Below are 24,925 nucleotides of genomic sequence, written 5' to 3' on the forward strand. Positions count from 1 at the left end.
CAGGTGTAAGAGTCTAATTCAAATAAACAAGACATTTATATAAAAATACTTCTACGCTAAAAAGAGACAGGAGCTTCCCTGTCTCTTTTCAAAGTTATTGTTGAATGAGTGACCAAATTTCATCTTCAACATCAAGGCTCACTGCACCTTTGCCGCCAATAATGGAGTACCACAGAACTTGTTCATCAACAAAGTGTTCTTTTGCAGCTGGGTGAAGTGTATTTGGTGTTGTTAACACTATAGGCTCAACATAAAGTCCTGCCAGAACAGAGCCCGTTAGTACGTCTGCAAAATTACTTCCTGTTGTCACAAATGCAGAGTCAATTCCAGCTGAGTAGAAATATTTTGATACATTCACTGATGTCTCATAGCGGTTTTTTCCGCTGACTCGAACAGGGCTAGGTAACTGTTTACGAACATTTTCTGAAACGGCACCTGTTCCGCCTATAACAAATGTATTGTTATATTTTTTTATTTGAGCTGCAGTTGCAGACGGAAGTGTATTGGACTGAGATAATAAGATTGGCATGCCAGTTATAGCAGCATATGGCCCAATCGATAAAGCATCCGGATAATTCTGTCCGGAAACCACAATAGCTGACTCTTGTATAGGTAATTTATTTGCAATTTTAACTGCCGTATCATATCTTGTGCTTCCAGAAATGCGTTCAACCGTTAATCCAAGTGTATTCTTGAGATAGGTCTCAATCCCCTGGGATACGACGCCGGTACCTCCAATAATCGTTACTTTCGATACACCCAGTTCACGAATGGCCTGAATAACCGATTCTGGAAGCGAATTTTTTTTAGTCAGTAAAATAGGGGCATCTAAATAGTAACCTAGTGGCGCAGCCGCTAAGGCATCCGGAAAGTCTGTACCAGTTGCCAGTAATATTTCATTAGCACCAGTGTATTGCCACCCTTCGTATGCCACATTTACAGCAGTTTCATAGCGATCCATACCAGAGATTCTGTATACATCTGGTTCAAATAGCATGGTGGTGAACGTATATTTTTCGCCTCTCGTTGTTTCATAGTTGTCGGTTAACTGTAAGTAATATGTGCCAGGTTCTAGAATAGCCTCAGCATAAAACCCGCCTTCCTCATCAAAGGAGCTTCTCGCTTCCGTTATATCCTCCCTGGTTCCATCAGCATTTTCCTTATAGATCACAACACTAATTTGACCAGTCATGCTTGTGAAAGCTTCTAACACTTCCCCTGCAAGGAGAAACCCGCCTTTTTTCGGGATGGTAATCTTGTACATGTCCCTATCTGCCGGACTCATCGTACCCGTAACGTTATCTCCCAAAGAAATTGAATTTGCTTCTGTAAAATAATCATTGGGTTCTTGCTCATTAATATCTGGATACTCATCTTCAACTTGAAGCTTGGACTTCATCTCTTCAAAACCATTGTTTGCTGAAGCTGGAATAGAGAATAGAGAAGATAGCAGAACGAAAGCAGCTAAAAACACAATACCTTTTTTCACAAGTTTGCCTCCATTTTACTGAAACTGTATATATAAAAGCGCCAGTTTCAGCGGTCCATTTAAAATTTTCAGAAAAAAATAGTTTCTTCTCACAAAGCTTTAGAAGCGTCTAGCTAACGAAAAAGAGCATACCTGCACGTTTGTACCGGTATGCTTTTCCGTTAAGAGATTTAACCAAAACTAATAATCTTTACTTCTGTAACAAAGTATTTACCGCTTGGTCAGTCACAACTGTATTCCCGCCCAGCACATAGTAAAGCTCGGCATAATCAGAATATGCCTGGACCGTATCAATTGTTGTTTGATGCGGTTTAGTTGGGTGGGTTAAGATTACTGGATTCCAGGTAGCGGCAGCAAAGGCTGATCCAGCCAGTGCATCCGGATAATTTTCACCTGTTGCAATCACCGGTAAATCCATATCAATCGCATCTTCAAAATACTGAATGACATTGCTGTTTGTTGCATAACGATTTACCCCGCTGATACGTTCCGGCATCGGAAATGCACTAGCCACTTGTGCACTAATGACTCCCGTACCGCCTATAACAAAAGACTCCACCGGCTGTTCTGAATTAACAAACTGACTTACTGAAGACGGAACCGAATTTTTTTTGGTTAAGAGAATTGGCATTTCTAATTGTGCCGCTATTGGGGCAATTGATAGAGCATCCGGAAAGCCTTCCCCGGTCGCGACCACTACACTATCTGGGTTCCCTAGCTGTTTGGCGACTTTTACGGATGTTTCATAGCGATCTGCACCACTTAGTCTAGTTATTGATGATATCCCCAAGCTGTTAAGCTCTGTCACTATATTTTGGGAAATAACGGACTTCCCTCCAATTAAATATACAGTTGTAACCTTAAGGCGCTTCAATTCATCCTTTACACTATCCGGCAACGAGTTAGCTGATGTTAATAGAAGTGGTGCACCATATTTATAAGCAAGAGGTGTCGCACTTAATGCATCTGGAAAGTCTTTTCCTGTAGCCAAAACAGCAACTGCGGACGTGTCCCAGCCTTCAACAGAGATATTTACCGCCGTTTCGTAACGGTCTTTGCCTGAGATGCGATGGGTTGGTGCGTCTTCTGCTTTCGCTTGTCCCAAAGGTAATGCCAGCGTCAATAAAGCGGATAGAATGATAGCCTTTTTCATGATTTCCTCCTAATATTTCAATATCAAGAGTTATTATAGGGTGGAATAAAGGAAATTGATAGATAGATTTCCAGTGATGACAGAATATATTTTTCGACAAAATTCTTCCTTGACATTTAAAAAATATCAGCTTAAATGAAGATGAAACTTTGGCGTTAGATCACCTCACAAAATGCAATAAAGACAGACTCAACTATTGAGCCTGCCTTTACTTTAATTACTTATTAACTTTTATAATACGGCCTTCTATAACAGGGTCAACTTTGCCTTGGTCTTTAATGTAGGAAACTAATGCCTCTAAATCTACTACATCGACTACGCGATTTTTGCCTTCTTTCAGAACGTGCAGTTCATCTCCGCCATCAGCCATGAAGTTGTTAACCGTTACTGAATATGTTTCTGTATCTGCGATTGGAGTCCCATCCGCTTTTGTTACGGAAACAATACGCTTGCCAGCTTCCTTAGATGTATCATAAGAGAATTTCAAACCGGCAACTTTAAGTATTCTTTGTTTAGAACCCCATTGCTGTTCTAATAGAGTTTTAACTTGTGCACCTGTCAAATCCATTGTCACCAGGTCATTGCCGAATGGCTGTACAGTGAATGCTTCCTTCCAAGTGATTTCCCCTGCATCAATTTCTGCACGGATTCCGCCTGGGTTCATGAATGCAAATTCAGTTCCTGTAGCAGCAATCATAGAGTCTGCAATCAGGTTGCCCATTGGAGACTCGCCATCAGCATTTTCATCTCTGCTGATGCCGGTTGTTGTTGTACCAATTTTCTCATTTAAAATTGGAGCAACATCTTCCAGGTAAACATCAAGCATTGCTTTGATTTCCGCATCCGGCTCGATGCCATCACGGTAAGCTGTCACAATTTCTGCTTCCTTCTTAACAATATCCTTCGTTACAGGGTCTATTGTAAGATCCACATCAGAGAATGCAGTTCCATACGAGAAAGACTGGACAAGCAGTTTGCCATCAACTACTGTGTTGGCATACTGATGATTATGGCCGCCAAACATGACATCCACTTCATCATCAACTTTATTTGCAATTTCCACTAGTTCTTCTGTAGGGTTCTTGCCGTCAGTGTCAGACTTTATAGGGTTGTGGGATACGACAACAATTGATTTTACACCTTGGTCCTTCAATTCTTTCGTATACTTGTTGATTGCTTCCGCTTCATCCGTGAATTCAACTCCAGCTACACCGCTTGGAGTAACGATTGCAGGTGTGTCAGAGTATGCCACTCCAATAAATCCAATCTTAACGCCATTCACTTCATTGATTACATATGGATCCAAAATTGGTTCTTTTGTTTTTGAATCAACTACGTTAGAAACTACGTAAGGGAAATTTGCACCTTCGAATTCACCATACTTATCAACCGTCTTTGGATGGCTTCCGCCGTTGATCAGGCGGAGCATCTCATCAACGCCCTCGTCAAATTCGTGATTTCCAAGTGTTCCCAGATCAAAGCCAATCTCATTTAATAGCTTAATCGTTGGCTCATCCTGCAGCAATGCAGATACCGGCGAGCTGGCACCCGCCACATCACCTGCATGAAGCATGAAAGTGTTAGGATTTTCTGCTTCACGCTCTTTTAAGTAGGCTGCTAAATATTCAATTCCGCCTGCACCTTCAGCACCAAGCTTTGCATTAAAGGTATCAAGCTGGCCGTGAAGGTCATTGATTCCTAATAATTGAACTTCAAACGGTCTTGACATGTTAACTGCATATTTGTGGAAACCGTTTGATCCTTCACCGACATATTCGATATTCTCCGTACCTGCTGCAATATCTTTTGCTGCTGGAGAGGATTCGAATACAACATTAACATCACCATAGATAGGAGACAGCTTCCAGTTCTGATCAGCAGAAGGATTGATTGTCTTATTCTTAATAATGTAATTCATAAGAACCTGGCGATTTTCGTCAGCAGACTGATAGATGATTCGATTGCCATCAGGGTTAACTACAGCCATTGCTGCACGGTAGTTATTTGTTGCAATGACAAATTCCTGATCTTCCTTAACAGGCTTGCCATTGAATTCTAAATTCTTAATACGGCTGGCGCCTTCGTTGGCAACTTTTCCAGCTGAATCGTATTTTGCCGGCTGAGTTACATCAATTTCGTATGTTACACCATCTAAAGTATCAAAGTTGTAAACTGCGAATTCACTGTTAATCAGATTTTGTTCATCTGTTTTTGAAGGGTCAATCTGATTAAAGTTGCCTGCTGTCCACTCTAAATACTCCTTCACTTCTGCACCGTTCAATTTAACTGCTTGTACAGTATTAGGGTATTTATAGAGGTCAGCCACGTTTTTAATAGTGATTGTACCTTTAGGAATATTCGTATATTCGCTTGCGCCGTTTCTGCCTGCTTTAAATGGAGCAGCAGATGATAGCACAGGAAGGTTCTCGTATTCTGTTCCTTTTAGAGCATTTTCTACGAACTCTTTTTGGGCATTGCTGACAATTTGTACGGATGGATCATCCTGTACACGTGCAAAATAGCTATGGATTGGTGCTGTGGTTTCGCCAACAGGGCTGTTAATGTATTTAACCGTTTCTTCATGCGAAGATTTTAGTACATCTACAAGCGCCTGATCATTTGACACATCTTTAGAAGTAGCACGAACCTCTGATTGGGAATCCTTTACAGTCCATTTTCCATCCACTTTTGCTAAAGTCAGGTCAATGACACCAAGATTGCTTCCATCAACATTCGCTTGTACAGCCGCAACCCCGTTAATGGTTCCTTTAGCTGTATCTACTCCATCGACTTTAAAGGACGCATCATTGCTTGGGAATGATTTATGGGTATGCCCCATTAAGATTGCATCAATACCCTCTACTTCACTTAGAGCAAATGCAGTATTTTCTTTGTTTGTTTTATCTCCGTCAAATCCGCTGTGAGATAATGCAACCACTACCTCAGCACCGTCTTTTTTCATTTCAGGAATCCACTTCTTGGCAGAAGCTACAACATCCTCGGTTACCACTTTGCCTTGAAGGTTGGCCTTGTCCCACTGCATGATTTGTGGGGCAACAAATCCAATGACTCCCACTTTAACTGTCTGCTCTTTACCCTTTTCATCCTTTACTTTCTTTTCGATGATTTGGTAAGGTTTGATGTAGTTTACATCATTAGCTGGGTCATCATCATGGTCATCTTTATATACATTGGCACTTACATAAGGGAACTCAGCACCTTTTATGCTTCCTTCCAAGAAGTCAAGGCCATAGTTGAATTCATGGTTTCCTAAAGTTGCAGCATCGTAGTCCAATAGATTCATTGCTTCGTAGATTGGATGTGTTTCGTTTTCGATTAACCCTTCAGAAACAACTCCTTTTCCTCCAAGAAGAACGACGGATTTGCCGTCTACAAGTGCATCAGTTCCCGCCGGCAATGAGCCTTGCTTAACCAGCAGCAATGGAGCATCTTCTTTAGCAGCCAGCACCGAGCCTGTTAAAGCATCTGCAAAACCATAGCCATTTGAAACAAATACTTTGCTCTTGATTTCGTCAAGCTCAGTCGCTACTTTTACCGCTGTTTGGAAACGGTCTTTTCCTGAATAGCGTGTTGGATTCTTTACAGCTTTTTCAACAGCTGTACTAATAACGCCTGAACCCCCAACAAGAATCGTATTTTCCTTGTTTGCAAGTGCATCGGCAGTTGCTTTAGGAAGAGAGTTCTTGCCTGTTAATAGAATTGGAATGCCATTTTTAGCCGCATATGGAGCAATGGAAAGGGCATCCGGGTAGTCACCGCCGTAAGCCAGTATAGCTGTATCTGCGCTTCCGCCTAATTCACCTGCAATCTCGGCAGCTGTTTCGAAGCGATCAGCGCCTGAAATCCTTTTAACCCAAACTTTCAAATCTTTTGAAATTTCTTGTTGTACTGCTGTAGAAACAGCTCCTGTACCGCCAACAATCAGGACTTTCTTAGCTCCTAATCGTTTAATTTCATTTTTTGTATCAGCATTTAGCTCTTTTGTCTTTGTTAATAGAATTGGGGCATCATATTTATAAGCCAGAGGTGTAGCCGCAAGCGCATCCGCAAAGTCATCTGCTCTGGCAATCACAACTACATCGGACGAATCCCAGCCCTTTTTCGAAACTTCTACAGCTGTTTTAAAACGGTCTTTCCCTGATAATCGGTCCGCAAATGTCAGCGGATCGACTTTTGCTATGTAATCCGTATAAGGATTTCCCTGGAGAAGGTCCCCATTATCGAACAGTAAATTATTTTCGTTCTCGGCACGTTCTTCCTTTATTAAAGTCGATACTTTTACAAGTCCCTTATCGACCGGTGCATCTGAATAATAGTCATGGTTCATAATGCTTCCATGGACATCAGTCGTTTCCATGATCTTAAGTTTTACATATGCCTCATTGGATAAGACATTTTTCGGCAAAGAATCGGCTGAGACGCCGGCTCCTAATGGAGAAAGCATACCTACAGCAAGTGTAGAAACTAGCAATCCGCTAAACTTCTTTTTTAAACCCATTTTCACCTTTTTTCCACCTCTCGTCTAATGTCTGACAAGACGATTATATACTAAAAATAGTAAAATACTATCATTTTTTGTTAAAAAAGTGTTAAAATTTTGACGATTTTTGTATAGACTTTGAAAACGCTAACATTTTTTTCATTTCCTAATCATTGGTGGTATCCGAATGGACAGGAGAACAGAAATAAAACTGAATGCTCTTAAGGAGTCTAGGATTATCGGTGGATCCCATTATGCAGGGGATTTCCTGAATTATGGGCATCCCTCTTATAACTATGAGTATGATCCTTTTGTTATCTGCCAGTTTTAACCTGCATTCCCTCCGAGGTTTGGACCGGATTATATGATATTAAAACTTTTTCCCCGGGACACACCTGTGCCAACCTTTATGGCCTTATAAATAAAAAAGCCCATCACCTGTTAGGCAATGAGCTCTTTTAAAATAACCAGCTTTAACTCTATCATTTCATTAATTGCATATTTAATGCCTTCCCTGCCGACTTCACTTTCTATAATGCCACCGTACGGCATGTGGTCAACGCGGAAGCTTGTCGCTAACCAGATATAATGGTCCTAGAACAGCTTAGCTATAGCCAAGCCGTTTGATTTCATACAGGTTTTCTTAGCTTCTTAACAGCTGTATAGATGAATAAAATTCCCAATATGGTGGTCAAAAAGGGATATAAATAAGGAAAATAGAAAACAGGATAGCTATTCCAGTCATCTGTGTAATAGCCGGCTCCTCCAAAATACATCGGCGGGATGAGCTTTGTCTGTAATTTATCTTTATTTTTATACGTAAAAGGTTCTTTCGTCAATGTGCCATCTTCCTCAATCGTAATGGCCATATACTTGAGCTCTTCGATTGGTATAAAATCTTCCATTCTATCTTTTGCCCCGTTCATTTGGAGGACAATGACGAAAGATTCCTGATCTGTTTTTTTATCCAATACTCTCCAATAAGAAATATAATGAGTATACTGGTTCAAGCCTTCTTGTCCGATCTCAACCGGGTAGTCTTTAAGGACTTCCTGCGTTAAGCTATCAACCGTAATATAAATAGCTGCCGGAACAACCACACGGTCCCAAGGGTCCTTGTATGACTCGTTTTCCTTCAGGATTCGGTAAATATCGATCTTCGAACCGCCAAACTCATACTCAGTTGGTACCCCTTTATACATCTCATTTAATTCTGTTATTCTATATTTATTTTTCATTTCAAAGTCATAGACCTTTTCCATGACCAGCTCACTGGTGACCGGGATGGATACCGCAAATAAAAAGATTCCCAATAATAATATAAAAGCCAATCCCACTATTCTGAACTTCTTCATCATAATTCCTTTCGCCAATCAGGATACTTTATATATTTTACCAAGATCATCTAGTAAAATATATAAAAAATCCCAGCTGCATGTTTAGCTGGGATAAGCTGTTCTTTCAGAAGTCTTCTTATCATAAAATGCAGATCCACCATTAATTGATTGACCATAATTTCTTTCCTTTATGAACTTGCACTTCTAAAGAAAATTATTGATTTTAAAGTTTTACACGCTTCGATTATTTCTATTATTTTTCGGGAAATAATATGCTTTAAATGTCGTTATATGAGTTTCCAGCACTTGGTGAACTGAAAACAGTCTTTTTATTTTTTATTTCTTAACAGAGAAGGAGTACTCCTCGAATATGGAATTAGAATAGTTATCAATCTTTATATAATATTTTCCGGCCGGTAAAGATACCGTTTCTGTTACTTGTTCTGCTGTAACATTATTATAAGGTGTATACAGATAATTAAGAGTTGTGCCGGATCCATCTACGATTTCATAATACCAGCTGCTGTCTTCTTTTGTTAGTGCTGTTAAAGAAATAGTACTTGGCTTATCTAACTGGAAGGAGTAGAAATCATTGTCGCTTCCACTCTGAATAGATCCTGTTATTTCTGCACCTATGCTGATTGGGTTCGAAGATTGAACACTGTTATTGAACTCTTTCTCGTAGTTGCTCACTTTGCTGAAGTTAACCTTAATTTCATATTCAGCATCTTTACTGGACGAGTAATTTTCAATCACAAGGTAATATTCACCTGCCGGCAAACCAATCGGAACATTAGAGTAGCCGCTTGCATAATCATCGTATTTTGTGTTGAAGTACGCATATGGCTCACCATTCCGGTTTATAACCTGCACTTCCCAGCTTTTACCCGGGGTGTTTTTCACGTTTACATTTATTTTGCCTGCAGAATCTAAAGTGAATTTATAAAAATCTACTGTTTCGGATTTACTTAATAAGCCTTTATAGCTTTTATTCAGTTCCAGAATGTTTGCCGTTTCGATGGTGTTATTAAATTCCTTTTCAAAGTAATTGCCTTGAATATACTGTACATTAAACTTGTACTCTTCGTCCTGTGCATCACTATAATGATCAATCAGGAAGTAATAGGTTCCAGCTGGCAAACCAGTCCGATAGCTTGCAGCTCCATTTGCATACGTTCCATAATCAGTAGAAAAGTATGTAAATATTTCTCCTTTCTCATTCATCAACTTGCCTTCCCACGCAACTCCAGGCTTCTGGTCCATTTTCAATTCCACTTGCCCTGGGGCTGCCAAAGTGAATTTGTAATAATCCAGGTCCCCGCTATCTTGCAGAGCCCCTTTGTAGTCCGCATTAACATTTATTTGATTTGCTGCTGCAATCGTATTGTTCATTTCTTTTTCATAATTGTTGCTCTTTGTATATTTAATAGTAAATGAATATGGAACTTTATATCCATCTGAATAGTTTTCAATATTAATATAGTATGTCCCCTTCGGAAGCCCCACCGAATTATTCGTTACTCCTGAAGCCCCGGAGCTGTAGTTAGTGGAGAAATCCTCAAGTGAATCCCCATTAGCCGTTAATATAGTGGCATACCAGCTTGCACCACTTGTTTGTTTAAGCTGGAGGGTGATATTTCCAGGTTCAGTGATGGTAAACTGATAATAATCTTCATCCCCGTAATCCGCCAGCTTGGCACTATAAGTCTTGTTTACATCAATTTTGGCTGACTTCTCAAATGTATTATTCGCCTGTAAATCATTCATTTGAGTTAATACATTATTAGAAACAGCTCCATTGCCGCCTAATGCAGTCAAACTTGAGTAAACATTCGAGTTTAGATGGCTCTTAATAGCGTCTGGAAGCTTAGTTGGCTGAACCAAAAGCATGGCTCCATTATTCTTTGCTGCTAAAACGGATCCTGTTAACGCATCCGCAAAGCTGGTGCCAGTGGCAGCATATGCCGCTGGAGCTTTGGACTGGAACTGGTTAATAATTGCAACAGCTGTCTGATAGCGATCCTTCCCTGAAACGCGTTTGGCATTGGGTGCTTGAGTCAGCAGGCTATCAGCTAAGATCCCCTTTCCTCCAACAAAAATTGTTTCTGACTTGCCTTTAAGCTTTTCCTTTGTTACTTCCGGCAATGTTTTCGTTTCACTCAACAGAATTGGGTATCCCATTCTGGCTGCATATGGTGCAATGGATAAAGCATCCGGAAAGTTTCTTCCATATGCAATAATAGCTTTATTGCTGTTTCCCAGCTTGTCAGCTATTAGCGCGGCTGTTATGTATCGGTCTTTTCCGCCTATACGTTCAATAGAAAGTCCCATAGAGCGAAGTTCCGCTTCGACATTTTCCGTAATAATTCCTTTACCGCCCAGGATGACTGCTTTTTTTGCTTTTAAACTTGAAATCTGTTTCCTGGTTACTTCACCAAGGGTATTTTTTTTAGTCAGCAGAATTGGTGCATTTAGTTTGTAAGCTAACGGACCACCCGCTAAAGCGTCAGGAAAATTATCTCCAATCGCCAGTACAACCGTATCAGCTGCAGTCCAGCCCTTTTTCGAAATGTTAACTGCTGTCTCATAGCGGTCTTTTCCTGATAATCTGGTACTTTCTGCGTAGGTTACTTCCTGAGTAAAGAATATAAGTATAACCAGACTCAGGAAAACGTATAATGATTTTTTCATTTTTTCCTCCTATTGTAAAATTTTCCTTTTAATTATATTACTATACACGACTATAAGTCTAGGATAAAAGAACTAAAATAAACTAAAAATTGTAAACTCAGGATAAAATTAAAGAGAGTCCCCTATAGAGACTCTCCAGTTTTCCTATTCGGCTTTTGTTTTAATTATGATAACTCTCATTTTCCTATCAGTTTGAAGCTTAAATAATAGGTAGAATAGTATTTTCTTCAAGTCTTTTATCCTTTAGATCATAAAACTAAAAGGTACAGGAAGATTTCAAGAAAATACTATTTTCATCCAGCATCCTTTACTTTTCTGCCATGACACGATCGCAAACTTCAAATAAATTTTCCAGGCACTCATTTCTTACTCTTTCATGACAGATGAAGTCATTCCTGATTTCATGCTCCAGCCGGGCAGCAATTATAGACAGTTTTTTTTCGTCTCCCTCTTTTGAAAGGAAACTTGAAACCTTTTGCTCAAAATACTCTTCTGTTCCATAGAATTCTTTCATGTTACTCCTCCTTTATTAATCCCCCTATAATATCCATTTCCCCAAAAATTATTAAGCAAACCAATAGAATATACCTCTCCCAATCCTTTGTAACCCATCTTATCCAATTTCAGGATGTTTTATTAATGGCGCGCTAAAGTTATATTAAAATTGTTTTACATCTGGGTTTTGGAAGTCTCTTTCCTTTAGTATATAAAAGGTATTTAATCCTCCCCAAGGAAGTGAGATTAATGAGTACTTCTCGCGGACATGTTTCCGAGATTCATATATTAAGGGCTATAGGCTGCCTATTTGTCGTTGCTGTTCATGTTTCTGGTTCTTTTTATTATGAACATGGCGAAAAATATAACGAATTTACATTATTTATCAATCAAATAAGCCGCTTTGGAACACCATTGTTTGCCCTAATCAGCGGTTTTCTGCTATTTTACCAGGCGCGATTTAAGGGCTTTGATCTTCATAGATTCGCTGTTAGCCGATTTACAAAGATTGGCTTTCCATTCTTGTTTTGGAGTGTATTCTATTTACTATTTACGTATTTAGTACTTGGCGTAAATCCATTGGTGCCCGGCGAAAAGCAATTCCTGGTGAACTTCATATTCGGCAATGCTTATTATCATTTATATTTTATGTCTATTGTCTTTCAGTTTTACTTGGTATTTCCGCTGCTGCAGGCAGTTAAATCAAAAATGATTTGGCCAGTGCTGCTTATCGGAGCAATATGTATAAACTATTACTTTGTAAAGTCATTCAACCCTGGGGAATTCGAAGGAATTCTTGGGAGTATCCTGAGTCAGCGGGCATTTTTGCCAAGCTGGATTTTCTATTTTATTTTTGGCGGGTTCCTCGCTTATTTCTGGGAACCATTACGTGCATTTTCAAAGAAATATAAAGTTTTATTGGGGATTGCGGTTCTAATTGTCACAGCTGCCGCTGTATGGGAATACAAAACAATGGGGTCTACACCGTCTAATAGAGTGACGAATATGATCAACATTCCAATCATTACTCTTTTTGTCATTGGGATCGGAGAACAAATCCAAAAAATCAGGTGGCTGAACAGCTTTATTACCCAGATAGGAACATTATCTATGGCCATCTATCTGGTACATCCATTTGTTCTATATAGCTTTATTCAAATTGCACCGGATATTGTCTGGAAAACGGCACTCTTTCCTTTCGTTTATGCCCTTATTTTATTAGGTTCCATTGCAATGGTGAAGGCGATACAATTGATACCGCTTAATCAATACATCCTTACAGTGCCAGGCACTAAGAACCAGAAGAGAAATACCACGGTAAAAACATCCGCTCTGCAGGTAAAATCAAATTTACAATAAAAGTTAAAGCCCGAGCTGCTATTATACAGAGCTCGGGCTTTTTTTTCAGTTGAGACCAAAAGAAAAAAGCGGAAAGCACCGCTTTTACTAAATGATTATTATATTAATGTTCTGAAGGAATTCCTAAGCTGTGTTCAGATGGAATACCAGCTAACTCAACTGGCTTGCCAATACTATGTTCAGATGGTATGCCAGCTAAATCTGCAGGTTTGCCAATACCATGCTCCGATGGTATGCCAGCCTCCAGGGTTCCCGTTAATGATGCTCCAGCGCCGATTAATCCTAAAGCCAACGCCCCAGTTAAGATTAACTTTTTCATGACATAAGCTCCTCTCATTCATAATTTATCGAATTATTTATATATTAACATTTATTGAGCAATTTTTCCATTTCGGTTTCAATAATTTGGATGAATTTATCATTCTTTTGCAGCTGCAGGATATAAATGGCTTTCTGGAGGAACTCTTTACCCTTTTCTTTATTGCCGAGTTTGATATAATTTTCCCCACTTTGATAATGCAAATTAGCAAACAAATATTGTATTTCTTCATGTATGCAAATATCAATTCCCTTTTGGCAATATACCAGGGATTCCTGGTATTCTCCTATTTCTGTTAAAGCTTGGGATAAACCAAACAAAATCCTGACTTTCCCTCTGCTCTCAAGGATATGAGGGAGTTTATCCAAATCATTTAGCCCTTTTTTGAACATAGAAATGGCTTCTGTATAATGGTTCATGTCTTTATATAAAATAGCGATACTTGTTAATATTTCGACTTCTCTTTCCGATAAATTTACCCTTTTTTCATTTGTAAGGTCTAAAGCGCCGTGCAGCAGCTGGATGGCTTTATCAAAATTATTCTCAAGATAAAACACACAGATTCCCTGATGCCAGACTAAAAATTGCTTCAGCATGACAGGCTGGAAGATCGGATTTTCCAATTCCTTTTGGACAATTTCGTAAATCGCCTGATAATTCCAATTCCGCTTGTGCTTATTTATAATTTGCATAACTGCTGTAGAATAATTTATGGTAGATTTCGAGGCAATATTAAAGAAGTACGTAAGATCAATGTTCATTTTATTAGCTAATTGATTCAGCGTTTCCAAACTTGGATATGACTTCTCTCTTTCAAAGGAAATTAGTTCCTCTTCCGTACATATGCCTTCTGCCAGTTCCTTAACACTTAATCCTTTATACTGACGAAAAGATTGTAAGCTGTCGCCAATTAAATACTCACTTAAATTCATCAGCTTTCCCTCACTTAGTATAATTAATAGTATTATCTTACCACAAACAGTATAGTATCGTTAAAGATTCAGGAGTGTGCAGGAACTGCATCAGTCTATATACAGTGCGGAAGTAAAAAGTTTCAAGAGCATACTGTAAAACGATTCTTAACAGGGAAAACATCTTGGCAGTTAAATTAATCTTAACCCCAATATATATTATTCGCTAGTACCGGCAAATATCCTTTTAATATTTAAAAATTTAAGTCTCTTTTCTTGGAATGCGGCCAACTTTATAAATCTTTTAGATTCTGCGATTCCTCGGCGCAAAATAAAAACCCTGCTTTAAAGAGGGTTAAATTTTCATTCATATTCTATCTGCCAGTTCGTTTATTAATTTCCTATTATTTTTCTTAAGTCATTTTCAATCTCTGAGAGAAGCATGTTAACGCTCATCTCTTTTTCCCCAATACCCTTTTCATATGCTTTCGTTAGCATATTCAAAAAAAGCTGACTTAGTTTTTCATGATTCCTCAACAACTTTTTTAACCCTCCTATTTTCCTATTCTTAGACAATATTCTATTTTATTTTCTATTATTTGACAACATATTTCCAGTTAATTAAAAAAAGAACCACCTCCGATAGGGAAGCGGCTGAAATTGGAGATTTAAAAGGATGTAAACATCAATTGCATTTAGGGTTCCTTCCTAAATACATTTCACATTACTCATTAAAACATTAATAAAATGTTTATGTATTAGAGAATATTGCTCTTTATCAACGGATTTCAGTTTTAAATCTCTTGTTTATACCGGTTTTTAATAGTAAATATAACTATAAGAATATTTTTTCAGGAGGTAATCTTTTGGATTTTTCTGCAATCGGGAAAAAAATCAAAGAGTTAAGAAAATCAGCAGGTTTTTCCCAAAAAGATCTGGCAAGAGATATATGTACGCAAGCGCAAATTAGCAAAATTGAAAAAGGTGATGTCCTTCCTTTGGCTTCCACTCTATATTTCATTTCACAGAGGCTGGGGGTAGATATAAATTACTTTTTTGATCACGGAACGACCCCAAGGCTTGATTATGTTCAGGAAGTTAAAAATCAGCTAAAAATGGCCAGACGCAGGCTTGATTATCCCCTTATAAAAGAGATTGTGGAAGTTGAAGAAAAAAATCCGCTTTTTTCATCCAACAAGAAAAATTCCCAGATTCTTCTCTGGCATAAAGGTATTTACAAATATCATGTCGATCACCAGCTTGAAGAAGCACTTCTATTTATGGATAGAGCCATCGATTTGACATTCGAGAAAGTGTGGAGTGAAAGGGAAATCGAGATTCTGAACAGTAAAGGAATCTTATTATATGAAGTAGGAAGATATAAGGAGGCCCTTGATGTATTCCGTCGTGCCATAAATCATTTAGGAGAAATCATTTATTTAAATGATGAAACAGTCCGAAGCAGGCTTCTTTATAATACGGCCAAAACCTATACAGGTATTGAGGACTACGATCACTCTACAAATCTCTGTCATGAGGCTATTAAATACTGCATAGAGAAGGATCAGTTATTTCTATTAGGGCATCTTCATTATCATATTGGATTTAATTATGAGCTCAAAGAACAGTTTGTTTTGGCGAAAAAGTATATGGAACAAGCTCTTGATATATTCCGCCTTCAAAAAGATGAAAGATATATTGACTTTATAAGTGAAAAAGTAGCAATTTTCGACAGAAACATCCAATAGTCACCACGACATAAGTCGACAGTCCTTCATTATTGTAAAATAATAGTTAGTTTTTTGTATAATGATGTAAAAATATGATCTTTTTGGACGATATATGTGGTAAAATAGTACAAAAATATGTCCAAGGAGTGATTCGGAAAAGTGAAAAAACAGATTGTCACAATTGCTGCTGCAGCAATGCTCTCTTCAGCCTTTGCCTCTCAGGCTTCCGCCGATACATATACAGTTAAAAAAGGGGATACCCTGTTTCACCTGGCTATTAAATATAAAACGACTGTTACAGATATTAAAAAAGCCAATAATTTAAGTTCCGATTTTCTATCAATCAATCAAAAACTTGAAATACCAGGGGCAGCAGCAGCAGAGAAGCCTGAATCCAATCAGCCATCAGGCGGAACCACAGCACCTGCACCAGCTAATCCGGCTAAAACTTATACCGTTAAAAGCGGGGATACTCTATCTAAAATTGCCTTAAGTCATAATATTAGTTTAAAAGATTTAATGAGCTGGAATGGTCTTAGCACACACTTGATCTACCCTGGACAAGTCTTTAAAGTTTCAAAGTCTGCTGGTAATACCTCAGGCGATTCTCAAGGGCAGACAGGTTCAGCACCTGCACCGTCAGCACCTTCTAATGGCAGCAGCTCAGAGATATATGTTGTTAAAAAAGGGGATACACTAAGCGGCATTGCTGCTAAGTATAAGACTACTGTTCAGCAGATTAAAGCGTGGAATACGCTAAGTTCTGATTTAATTCTGATTGGACAAAAGCTAAACTTAAGTGCAAGCAAGGGCTCCAATGAATCTGTTTCCAGTGGAAAGCCTGGCAATAATGATCAAACAGACAATGGAACAGCATCATCGGTTTTAGCTGAAGCCCAAAAGCATGTTGGTGTCCCTTATCAATGGGGCGGCCAAACTCCTTCAGGCTTTGACTGCAGCGGGTTCATTTATTATGTTCTAAAGCAGACAGGCTCCAAAATGGGACGCTACTCTTCTGAAGGATACTACAGCCGTTCTTTTTACGTGAATACGCCGCAGCCTGGCGATTTAGTATTTTTTGAGAATACATATAAAAAAGGCATTTCTCACTTAGGCTTCTATGTTGGAAATAATAAATTTATCCATGCCGGCTCCTCGGGCGTTGAAGTTTCCAGTCTGGATAATTCGTATTGGAAGAAACATTTTGATGGATTTAAACGATTATACTAGGACACCTTTTGCAGGTGTCTTTTTCATATTATGGAAGGATAATACATATATTTGAAGAATGATATAGTGAGCTGAATCTAAAGGAGGAGATTATATGAACATCGTAGGCATTATTACATTTTTGTCTTTATCTTTATTATTAATGAGTCTTCTTTTAATTTATTCCAAGCTCCAGTATCAGACACTCGGCAGGCTGGCTGCACTTATTACTTTTTTCCTTTTGAATGCAGTCCCCCTTGTGTATATTGTTTATACCGAAAAAGGCACGGATTATGCGAGCGACTCCTTTAAACTTGGATCAGCCTTTATGATTGTTTGGCTGGTAACAGGTGTGTTTCTGCTTATCGGCATCTTGTTCAGGGTTCAACCGGGTAAGGATGACTTTTATTTTTAGCCATAAAGAAACCAGCAGCACTTTCGGCTGCTGGCTTTACTATCTTGAAAGAAATCCTCTAGCAGTATACTTCAGAATTTCCTTCTTTCTTAACTCCTCAAAGTCTTTCTTTTTTAATTTGCCCGGTTCAACTGATGTAATAAATGGAAATCCTGATTTCAAAAATGGGGGCCTTTCCAAGAGAACAAGCTCTCCTTTCTCAACCCCTTCCTTCACTTCCTGGGTCTGATGGATTTTGAGGCCTAACTCGATTTTTTTTCTATCCACCCGGCCATTTGTCTGGATCGCATATGTATAATGGCCTTTCTTCGCCTTTTTAACCGCTTCCGTCGGAACAGTCAGGGTATCCAGCACTTCATTCGTTACGATTCGGACATCTACATGCTCACCGTGAAAGCTTTCGAGCTCGTTTGATTCATCTAAAACGATGGAAAATTCATAACGGCTCTCAGTTTCTGCATGCGGTTCTGAAGTAGGATGGTTTAAAATCTTTTCAACCGTTCCATTTATCTTTTTATTGCTGCCCTCCGGTGTGATAAACACCTTCATCCCTTCTGTAGCTATTTTAATTTCCTGCTCCGAAAGAATCCCTGTAACTTTCTGCTCATTTGAAATGACCGTTACTACAGGATTAGTGAGATCATGCTTTATGCTTTTTACTGTCCCGTCAATTTCACTTTCTACAGTTAACTGCAAAAGGCTTTCATCAGCAGCCTCAATCAAATCCTCGTACTTTTCAATTTCACTATCGATTCTGCTAATCTGCAGCTCCTTTTCATAAATGTCCCGTTCAAGTGTTTGGATCATATAAACATTCGGATTTGGCTGGTCCTCTTCCACGGGTGCACTAGTAAGGGTTCTTTGCATACTTTCCAAATCATCTATATGGCTCTCAAGATTATCTTGTTCGTTTTCCAGCTTTTCCTTTTCAATTTGGAATTCTTCCTTTGCGAGTGTAAGGTCATCCGGGGAATATTCAAATAACCCTGTACCCTGCTGAACTTCATCGCCTTTTTCGACCAAAAACCCTTTGAATGTACCAGCCGAATTTTCATAGTAAAAATGCTGTTCTTCTTTGGGAGCCAATACGCCTTTTGCTGGCATAGTTTCAAGAAGATCCTGTTTTTTTACTGCAGTCCATTCGTCAGCATGGTAAGTCCTGTTTATTTTATCATCTTTAAGAAATAGCAGGATGATATTACATGCCAAAAAAAGAACCACGGCACCTACTAATAACCTTATTTTCCAAGTCATTGAAGAATCCCTCACTTATATAAGCTTTTCCAGGTGGATGGATGAGAGTAAAGCTGAAACAATCACAAAAAACAAATGCGTTCCGAGTAACACAAATATAAGAAAGCGAGGGCTTCTTTCGGAAACGACTTTTAAGAACTTGTATTGCAGGACAACTGTCCAGATTTTAAATAATGTTATGGCAGAAAACGTATAGATTAGCAACTCAGGAAAAGCTGCTGCTTGAGCAATAATACCGAATGAAAATATAGAGGATTCGGTATTTATTCCAAGAAATAGAAACACTGGAATGTTTATTGCTTTTTCAGTTAGAAGAATCAGCAAAACTATTAGTTGAATGCTTATCAGTTTTTTGTACTCGACATCGACAAGGGTCCAAAAGAACAGGGAAGGCAAAAAAATGACCAAAATGGCATAAACAATCCCCCAAATAACCTGTCCTGCCCCAAAGAAAAGCTTATACAGTTCATACTCGCTTTTCGAAAGTTCTGTAAGGGTTCTCGACACCTGCTCACTTCCGATGCCGAAAAAAGCACTAACCCCGAAAACAAGCGCACTTAAAAGGATTAAAAGCAACACCTGTTTCCACAAACCAGACAAACTCTCCTCTTTCCTCAACTGATGCGAAATTGTATATGGCTCCTTCAATCCTCTCAGAAGCGGTACCCGATAGCCCATAAAGAATCCTCCAACACTGTAATCTACTATTCTTTTATCTTACCTCAAAATCAAAATTTTGGGAAATAGGTAGATATGTGCAGAATCATGGCCCGCACTTCCTGAATGATTGTCGAAAAGGCTTAAAGATACTTATTTTCTTTATTTTTCTCTTTTTTTCGTGATAGAGCGTGTCGTAATTTGCAAAAACTTTTGTTGTTTCAAGCTTCCTGAAAGGCGGTATAGTTAAGTAAGAATTTTACAACTATGTCCTTATCACGAGAAAATTAAAAATCGAGGAGGGCTTATAAATGAAAATAAAAGCTGGAAACTGGAGAATGCTGAGTGAGCAGGAGAAGTTATTTATTTTGGAAGCTGTGAGTTTTTTTCAGTCGAGAACGAAGAAGCGGCACTAATGCCACATGATCATCTTTATGTACTTCCATTTATCAGTTCAACATAGAAGGCACCTTGCCTGGCTGTATAGGTAAAGGTGCCAATAATTCGTACTATATCTCAACTCTCCTAAAAAAGTGCCTGCACCTAATAGATGCAAACACTTGATTAATTACAGCATTAAAACCGCCCTTTATGTTCCTCAAATACCTTCTTTACTTTCTCCACGACCACTTTTGACCCGCCGCTTTTTTCAACTCCCTCTATCATCATCGCGATGAGCAGCTTAGGAGATTGCGGATTGTAGGCAACGAACAGGCCATTTTCCTGTCCTTTTTCATCCGCACTTTTCTTCAGTTCTGCTGTTCCGGTTTTCCCGGCCAGCGGGTAGTCTTTCATAAGCGCTGCACGTCCTGTTCCGCTTGGATCCTGGATTACTTTGGCCATTGCGGCTGCGACCGTGCTGGCTGTTTCTTCACTCATGATAGATTCTTTCAGCACCTGCCCCTTTTCCTCTTCTTCCAGGAGTACAGGCTTGATCATGGAGCCTTTATTGATAAAAGGTGTGTATGACGCTGCGAGATGGACAATGCTCATTTCGACCTGGCCCTGGCCGTAGCCCGAATCAGCGAGCAGGATTTCAGTATCCAAACCGCCAATCTTGGATTGTTCCAATGGGAATGCGTATGGAATTTCCTCTTCAAACCCGAATTTCTTGAGGCCGGCTGAGAACTTTTCTTTTCCCAGTTCAAGCGCCTGCTGGGCAAAATAGATATTATCCGAATACATCATCGCTTTTTCAAAGTTAACCGGCCCACCTGGATCTTTGACACGAGTGACTTTATAGCCGCCCCATGAAGTGTCTTTCTGCCATTGGAGGCCGTTCACTTTAATCGTTTCATCAAGCGTTAATGTCCCCTCTGTCAATCCGATTGCTGCTGTCAGCGGCTTCATCACGGAACCTGGCGCATAGGTTTGCTTAAAACGTGTGAGAAGCGGCATGTCCTTATTCGCTTCAATCGCCTTCCATTCATCCGCGGTAAAACCGAGTGACGCCTGGTTCGGGTCGAAGCTCGGGCTGCTGACGAGTGCCAGTGTATTTCCGGTTACCGGATCGATCGCTGAAGCAGTTCCCGGTTTTCCTCCCAGTTCAGTGTAAAGAGATCTCTGCAGATTCATATCAATGGTAAGCTGAATCGTTTCACCGTTCTCTACCGGCTTTTCAGCGAGAACAACTTCGGAACCGTCTTTCTTTTTAATTCCGATTTTGATTCCGTTTGTCCCTTTTAATCGTTCTTCTAGGACCTGTTCAAGTCCTCTCTTACCGATTATATCGGTGCTTGAATAGCCTTCACGCTCTTTCATTTCATCTGCTGTGATTGTTCCAACATATCCGATAAGATGGGCTGCTGACTCACCCATTGGATAGACTCTGCCTTTGATATCCTGCTTCAGGACGCCTTTTAGTGTGAACACCTTGCTAAGCGTTTCCTGATCATCCGGGGACACCTTTTTAATAGGCACAAAGTATCCTGGCTGCACCCAGCTGGCGTTCAAGCTTTTATTAATCTGCTCTTCTGACATTCCCAATGCAGCAGACAAACCTTTGATGGTCTGTTCCTTCTGGTCACCCATCTGTTCAGGAACGACACCGATTTCATAAAGGGTGCCATTTAAGGCAAGCGGGTCACCTGTCCGGTCCACAATATCCCCGCGCTGTGCCGGAACAGTGGAATAGCTGATTTTATCCTCTGGCCCCAGCTCCGGGAAAATATAAGTCGTATCCCAGGCAACAAACCAATTGTCTTCCTCTTTCGCTTCTTCCTTCACAAGCTTGGCATCATGAGTAAACTCAATTTTGCCGGCAGCACTGTCCATGCTTGCTGAAAAAGGAAAACTCGCCTTCTCTTCTTTTTTGTATTCCTTTTCCATATCCGGCTTGTATGTTACCTTCAGATTATCTATCTCTAAATCCTTGTAGACCTTTTCATAGCGGGCTGCAAAATCCTTTTTGCTGATCGACTGCTTCGCATCCTCTGACAGGAATTCATACATTTTCTCAAACTCCTGCTTATTCCAGTGCTCCACATACTGCGAAAAGCGATCCTGCGGCTTAATCTCCTTATTGCACCCGCTCAAAGCGGCCAAAACCAGGGCTGCAAAAACAAAAAACAAGACCTTTTTCATACATCACCCTCCCTATTACTATATTATCATTTAATTGGAGAAATTTCCTAGTGACAGCCTCTCGCAAAATTTGTCGAATGTGAACTTTGCAAATTGAGTGGGGAAGGTTGCAAAAAGATGGGTGATTCTGCAAATAGAAAGGGACTTTGTGCAAATAGAACAGAAAAATTGCAAATCAGCTGCCTGCTTATCATTTAATTGGAGAAATTTCCTAGTGACAGCTGCCACCAAAAGTTTGCCGAATGTGAACTTGTCACTTAAGAGTTATACATCGTCTATCAAATAAAAAGGGATGCAAACGATATAAGTTCGCATCCTTCTAGTATTTAATGGAATTTTCTTCAAAACCAATTCAGTATATAAACATACAAAAAGGCCATCCCCGTAACAGAGAGAAAGTATGCCCCATTCCATCTGAAGGCAACGGTCAGCCCGTTTTTTTGAACACATTGGCTGATGATGATATTCATGGCGTTTAGAGGTGAAATGGAAGAAGAAAGCATCCAGGTGAATATGCACATAAATGCCACACTGACTACCGTAATGTCAGGCATTTCCGTAAAGTTCAGCGAGGTTAGGATCAGCGGAATGACTATGATTTGATGGACTCCAAGAAAGGCCATGAACGTTACAAAAAGGATGATAAACAAAAATAAAATACCTATAGACTGCTGTGCTGACCAATGCATGGACCGTTCCAGCAGCTGTTTTACAGGTGTATGTGATACAGCGTTGCCAAAAAGGCCAGCGCTTAAAAAGAGGCAAATCTCCATCTTCTGTGCCAGTATTTTACTCTTATATAGTGAAATCTCTTCCTTTACAGCCTTTTTTTGATTCCGAAGGATCATCCAGCCTCCAGGCACAATGCAACAGACCATACTTACCAGCAATAGCATCGATTTTTGGGTAACCTGCTCCATGACTATCAGCAGGAGCACCAGACCAAAAACAAAGCCCGCCAGAGCATACAGATCCCTTTTTCTGCGTTTGTCAGGCGCTGAGCTTTCCGCTTCTCTCTCAAGTGCAGCCGCCTCCGCCAAAGCTCGAGCCGGACGGAATAGAATAATTCCCACAGCCATCTGCAAAATGGCAAAAAAGACACCAAATGCTACATATGAAAGATAAGTTATATTTAGATAAAACAAAACAATACCTACTGAAGCAAAGAAGGGCGACCAAATAACAGCCGGTGTAAATCCTACATAGTAAGACCTTGATAATAACTTGGATGGAATTTTGATGTTTTCGACAAAGCCGTGTACAATCCTTAAGGCCCCCATGTTCAAAATGGGAGCCAGAGTCAGCATAAATGAACTTATGCCATAGAAAGTATGGGCGGGGCTGTTTTTCAGCTCATTTAAATACGTCATTACTGTGTCAATGATCCCTTCTCTTCTTAGAGGGATGGACAGAAGCGGAGCCAGAATGAGAATGGCCAGCAGGGCCATATTCTGAGTGATGCCCTCGATCAGCAGCATGCCCCTGTCTCCGACTGCATAATGAATGATAATCCCCGCTGAGAATAGTCCCAGTGTAAATATCCTGCCCTTCCTATCCAACAAAGGCATCATGGTGAAAAATACAGCTGCAGCCGCCATTTTAAAAATTATGCTAATGTACAAATTGGGCACAAATGCCTCAAGTATATAAAGAAAACACATACTTAATACGAGAGAAAACCGTATCATAGAAACCCTTCTCTCTATTATTTAACTCCACTGGAAGGACTTTTAACCGTAACCGGAGCATGACTGCTTAAAAGATTCATAAATTCATTGCCAAGCTGATCTGTTGAAGCTTTCCCGCCAAGATCCGGAGTTAGTGCACTCTTGTGATGGAGCAGTTCTTTCATCGTTTTCAGGATGGCGGTTCCCCAGGCCGGTTCACCAAAATGATCCATCATCTGGCTGACGGACCAGATGGCAGCCAGAGGGTTGGCAAGACCTTTACCGGCAATGTCTGGTGCGGATCCGTGAATAGGCTCGAACATGGACGGAAACTCCCTTTCAGGATTGATATTCGCTCCCGCAGCCAGCCCGAGTCCACCTGTAATCGCAGCACCCAGATCGGTTAGAATGTCTCCGAATAAATTGGAGGTAACGACAATCTCAAATCTTTCCGGCTGCTGAACAAAGTAGAGGCTTGCTGCATCCACCAAATAGGAGTAAGTTTTGACATCCGGATATTCTTTCCCTACTTCAATAAATACCTCATCCCAGAACACCATGGAATAATTCAGTGCATTGGCTTTACTGATGCTTGTTAAGGTCTTTTTCTGTTTGCGGGCTTCTTCATATGCATAGCGAATAATGCGTTCTGTTCCTTTCCTTGAAAACACACCGGTCTGCAGGACTACCTCCTCAGGCTTTCCTTTGAATAGCCAATCTCCTGCTCCGGCGTATTCCCCTTCGCTATTCTCCCGTATCACCAGAAAGTCGATCTCTTTTTCCCCTTTGTTTTTAAGCGGTGTCAGCTCCGGGTGCAGAAGTTTAATAGGACGAATGTTTACATACTGATCAAATTCCTTCCGGATCTTCAGAAGCAGGTCCCACAGTGAAATATGGTCCGGTACACCAGGGTAGCCTACTGCCCCTAAATAGATCGCATCAAATTCTTTTAGTTGGTGAATCCCATCATCAGCCATCATCTTTCCATTATCCAAATAATACTCGCAGCCCCACGGGAACTCCGTAAACGAAAAAGATAGACCGGGATCCAGCTCCTCCATTTTTTTTAACACTTTCACTCCTTCTGCCACAACCTCCGGGCCGATTCCATCCCCAGGGATCAGCGCAATTTTCCAATGCTTCATCTCATAACCT

Annotated in this window: 19 protein-coding genes; 5 read left to right on the forward strand and 14 right to left on the reverse strand. The window is 40.0% G+C overall.

All coding sequences use genetic code 11. The features are described 5' to 3' along the window. Positions 1-94 precede the first annotated feature (94 nt). The 3 genes from NAF01_RS22965 to NAF01_RS22975 all read right to left on the reverse strand — a co-directional run bounded on the left by NAF01_RS22965 (position 95) and on the right by NAF01_RS22975 (position 7,161). Entirely contained in the window at positions 95-1,489 is a 1,395-nt protein-coding gene (locus NAF01_RS22965) for a cell wall-binding repeat-containing protein (RefSeq protein WP_250801255.1), read from the reverse strand. A 190-nt stretch (positions 1,490-1,679) separates the two neighbouring features. Continuing rightward, the gene (locus tag NAF01_RS22970) at positions 1,680-2,642 is read right to left on the reverse strand and encodes a cell wall-binding repeat-containing protein (RefSeq protein ID WP_250801256.1); all 963 of its coding nucleotides are present in this window, start codon (positions 2,640-2,642) and stop codon (positions 1,680-1,682) included. Between the two features lie 217 nt (positions 2,643-2,859). Further along, positions 2,860-7,161, reverse strand: a complete 4,302-nt coding sequence (locus tag NAF01_RS22975; RefSeq protein ID WP_250802531.1) for a bifunctional 2',3'-cyclic-nucleotide 2'-phosphodiesterase/3'-nucleotidase — start codon at positions 7,159-7,161, stop codon at positions 2,860-2,862. Between the two features lie 169 nt (positions 7,162-7,330). Here NAF01_RS22975 and NAF01_RS22980 point away from each other — a divergent pair, with 169 nt between their 5' ends. Continuing rightward, on the forward strand, positions 7,331-7,474 hold the full coding sequence (locus NAF01_RS22980) for a hypothetical protein (protein ID WP_250801257.1): 144 nt from the start codon (positions 7,331-7,333) through the stop codon (positions 7,472-7,474). Positions 7,475-7,772: 298 nt separating this feature from the next. Here the strand turns inward: NAF01_RS22980 and NAF01_RS22985 are convergent, their stop codons facing one another. The 3 genes from NAF01_RS22985 to NAF01_RS22995 form a co-directional block, all read right to left on the reverse strand. Next, positions 7,773-8,501 (reverse strand): hypothetical protein, encoded by a 729-nt coding sequence (locus NAF01_RS22985; protein WP_250801258.1) that lies wholly within the window; start codon positions 8,499-8,501, stop codon positions 7,773-7,775. Between the two features lie 315 nt (positions 8,502-8,816). After that, positions 8,817-11,171, reverse strand: coding sequence for a cell wall-binding repeat-containing protein (locus NAF01_RS22990; protein ID WP_250801259.1), 2,355 nt, complete (start codon positions 11,169-11,171; stop codon positions 8,817-8,819). A 307-nt stretch (positions 11,172-11,478) separates the two neighbouring features. Then, complete coding sequence (locus NAF01_RS22995) at positions 11,479-11,685, reverse strand: hypothetical protein (RefSeq protein WP_250801260.1); 207 nt, start codon at positions 11,683-11,685, stop codon at positions 11,479-11,481. A gap of 230 nt (positions 11,686-11,915) precedes the next feature. On the opposite strand from NAF01_RS22995, the gene NAF01_RS23000 reads away from it, so the two are divergent. Continuing rightward, positions 11,916-13,025 (forward strand): acyltransferase, encoded by a 1,110-nt coding sequence (locus NAF01_RS23000; protein WP_250801261.1) that lies wholly within the window; start codon positions 11,916-11,918, stop codon positions 13,023-13,025. 103 nt (positions 13,026-13,128) lie between these two features. On the opposite strand, the gene NAF01_RS23005 is transcribed toward NAF01_RS23000, so the two are convergent. From NAF01_RS23005 to NAF01_RS23015, 3 genes are all read right to left on the reverse strand, one after another. Next, entirely contained in the window at positions 13,129-13,344 is a 216-nt protein-coding gene (locus tag NAF01_RS23005; RefSeq protein ID WP_250801262.1) for a hypothetical protein, read from the reverse strand. Positions 13,345-13,388: 44 nt separating this feature from the next. Next, entirely contained in the window at positions 13,389-14,276 is an 888-nt protein-coding gene (locus NAF01_RS23010) for a helix-turn-helix domain-containing protein (protein ID WP_250801263.1), read from the reverse strand. A gap of 372 nt (positions 14,277-14,648) precedes the next feature. Continuing rightward, positions 14,649-14,795 (reverse strand): YwzD family small protein, encoded by a 147-nt coding sequence (locus NAF01_RS23015; protein WP_250801264.1) that lies wholly within the window; start codon positions 14,793-14,795, stop codon positions 14,649-14,651. A gap of 326 nt (positions 14,796-15,121) precedes the next feature. Between NAF01_RS23015 and NAF01_RS23020 the strand changes: the two genes are divergently transcribed. The 3 genes from NAF01_RS23020 to NAF01_RS23030 all read left to right on the forward strand — a co-directional run bounded on the left by NAF01_RS23020 (position 15,122) and on the right by NAF01_RS23030 (position 17,609). Continuing rightward, on the forward strand, positions 15,122-16,003 hold the full coding sequence (locus tag NAF01_RS23020; protein ID WP_250801265.1) for a helix-turn-helix domain-containing protein: 882 nt from the start codon (positions 15,122-15,124) through the stop codon (positions 16,001-16,003). A 141-nt stretch (positions 16,004-16,144) separates the two neighbouring features. Then, positions 16,145-17,215 (forward strand): LysM peptidoglycan-binding domain-containing protein, encoded by a 1,071-nt coding sequence (locus NAF01_RS23025; RefSeq protein WP_250801266.1) that lies wholly within the window; start codon positions 16,145-16,147, stop codon positions 17,213-17,215. Between the two features lie 94 nt (positions 17,216-17,309). After that, entirely contained in the window at positions 17,310-17,609 is a 300-nt protein-coding gene (locus NAF01_RS23030; RefSeq protein WP_250801267.1) for a hypothetical protein, read from the forward strand. Between the two features lie 39 nt (positions 17,610-17,648). Here the strand turns inward: NAF01_RS23030 and NAF01_RS23035 are convergent, their stop codons facing one another. The 5 genes from NAF01_RS23035 to NAF01_RS23055 all read right to left on the reverse strand — a co-directional run bounded on the left by NAF01_RS23035 (position 17,649) and on the right by NAF01_RS23055 (position 24,915). Beyond that, the gene (locus tag NAF01_RS23035) at positions 17,649-18,863 is read right to left on the reverse strand and encodes an efflux RND transporter periplasmic adaptor subunit (protein WP_250801268.1); all 1,215 of its coding nucleotides are present in this window, start codon (positions 18,861-18,863) and stop codon (positions 17,649-17,651) included. 15 nt (positions 18,864-18,878) lie between these two features. Further along, positions 18,879-19,541, reverse strand: a complete 663-nt coding sequence (locus NAF01_RS23040) for a hypothetical protein (protein ID WP_250801269.1) — start codon at positions 19,539-19,541, stop codon at positions 18,879-18,881. A 555-nt stretch (positions 19,542-20,096) separates the two neighbouring features. Continuing rightward, entirely contained in the window at positions 20,097-22,103 is a 2,007-nt protein-coding gene (locus tag NAF01_RS23045) for a penicillin-binding transpeptidase domain-containing protein (RefSeq protein ID WP_250801270.1), read from the reverse strand. Between the two features lie 341 nt (positions 22,104-22,444). Continuing rightward, positions 22,445-23,791: a hypothetical protein gene (locus NAF01_RS23050; RefSeq protein WP_250801271.1), complete on the reverse strand. Its 1,347-nt coding sequence runs from the start codon at positions 23,789-23,791 to the stop codon at positions 22,445-22,447. 17 nt (positions 23,792-23,808) lie between these two features. Beyond that, a complete protein-coding gene (locus tag NAF01_RS23055; protein WP_250801272.1) occupies positions 23,809-24,915 on the reverse strand; it encodes a tartrate dehydrogenase in 1,107 nt (368 codons plus the stop codon). Positions 24,916-24,925 lie beyond the last annotated feature (10 nt).

It is taken from the genome of Cytobacillus firmus (genome assembly GCF_023657595.1).
In the GTDB taxonomy this organism is placed as follows: domain Bacteria; phylum Bacillota; class Bacilli; order Bacillales; family Cytobacillaceae; genus Cytobacillus; species Cytobacillus firmus_B.

What these genes read in the sequence shown, in the direction of transcription:
- NAF01_RS23010 (WP_250801263.1), bottom strand. Translation starts at nt 14,276, where the DNA reads ATGAATTTAAGTGAGTATTTAATTGGCGACAGCTTACAATCTTTTCGT.
- NAF01_RS22985 (WP_250801258.1), bottom strand. Translation starts at nt 8,501, where the DNA reads ATGATGAAGAAGTTCAGAATAGTGGGATTGGCTTTTATATTATTATTG.
- NAF01_RS23045 (WP_250801270.1), bottom strand. Translation starts at nt 22,103, where the DNA reads ATGAAAAAGGTCTTGTTTTTTGTTTTTGCAGCCCTGGTTTTGGCCGCT.
- NAF01_RS23055 (WP_250801272.1), bottom strand. Translation starts at nt 24,915, where the DNA reads ATGAAGCATTGGAAAATTGCGCTGATCCCTGGGGATGGAATCGGCCCG.
- NAF01_RS22990 (WP_250801259.1), bottom strand. Translation starts at nt 11,171, where the DNA reads ATGAAAAAATCATTATACGTTTTCCTGAGTCTGGTTATACTTATATTC.
- NAF01_RS23030 (WP_250801267.1), top strand. Translation starts at nt 17,310, where the DNA reads ATGAACATCGTAGGCATTATTACATTTTTGTCTTTATCTTTATTATTA.
- NAF01_RS22995 (WP_250801260.1), bottom strand. Translation starts at nt 11,685, where the DNA reads ATGAAAGAATTCTATGGAACAGAAGAGTATTTTGAGCAAAAGGTTTCA.
- NAF01_RS22970 (WP_250801256.1), bottom strand. Translation starts at nt 2,642, where the DNA reads ATGAAAAAGGCTATCATTCTATCCGCTTTATTGACGCTGGCATTACCT.
- NAF01_RS23035 (WP_250801268.1), bottom strand. Translation starts at nt 18,863, where the DNA reads ATGACTTGGAAAATAAGGTTATTAGTAGGTGCCGTGGTTCTTTTTTTG.
- NAF01_RS23005 (WP_250801262.1), bottom strand. Translation starts at nt 13,344, where the DNA reads ATGAAAAAGTTAATCTTAACTGGGGCGTTGGCTTTAGGATTAATCGGC.
- NAF01_RS23050 (WP_250801271.1), bottom strand. Translation starts at nt 23,791, where the DNA reads ATGATACGGTTTTCTCTCGTATTAAGTATGTGTTTTCTTTATATACTT.
- NAF01_RS22975 (WP_250802531.1), bottom strand. Translation starts at nt 7,161, where the DNA reads ATGGGTTTAAAAAAGAAGTTTAGCGGATTGCTAGTTTCTACACTTGCT.
- NAF01_RS23000 (WP_250801261.1), top strand. Translation starts at nt 11,916, where the DNA reads ATGAGTACTTCTCGCGGACATGTTTCCGAGATTCATATATTAAGGGCT.
- NAF01_RS23040 (WP_250801269.1), bottom strand. Translation starts at nt 19,541, where the DNA reads ATGGGCTATCGGGTACCGCTTCTGAGAGGATTGAAGGAGCCATATACA.
- NAF01_RS22980 (WP_250801257.1), top strand. Translation starts at nt 7,331, where the DNA reads ATGGACAGGAGAACAGAAATAAAACTGAATGCTCTTAAGGAGTCTAGG.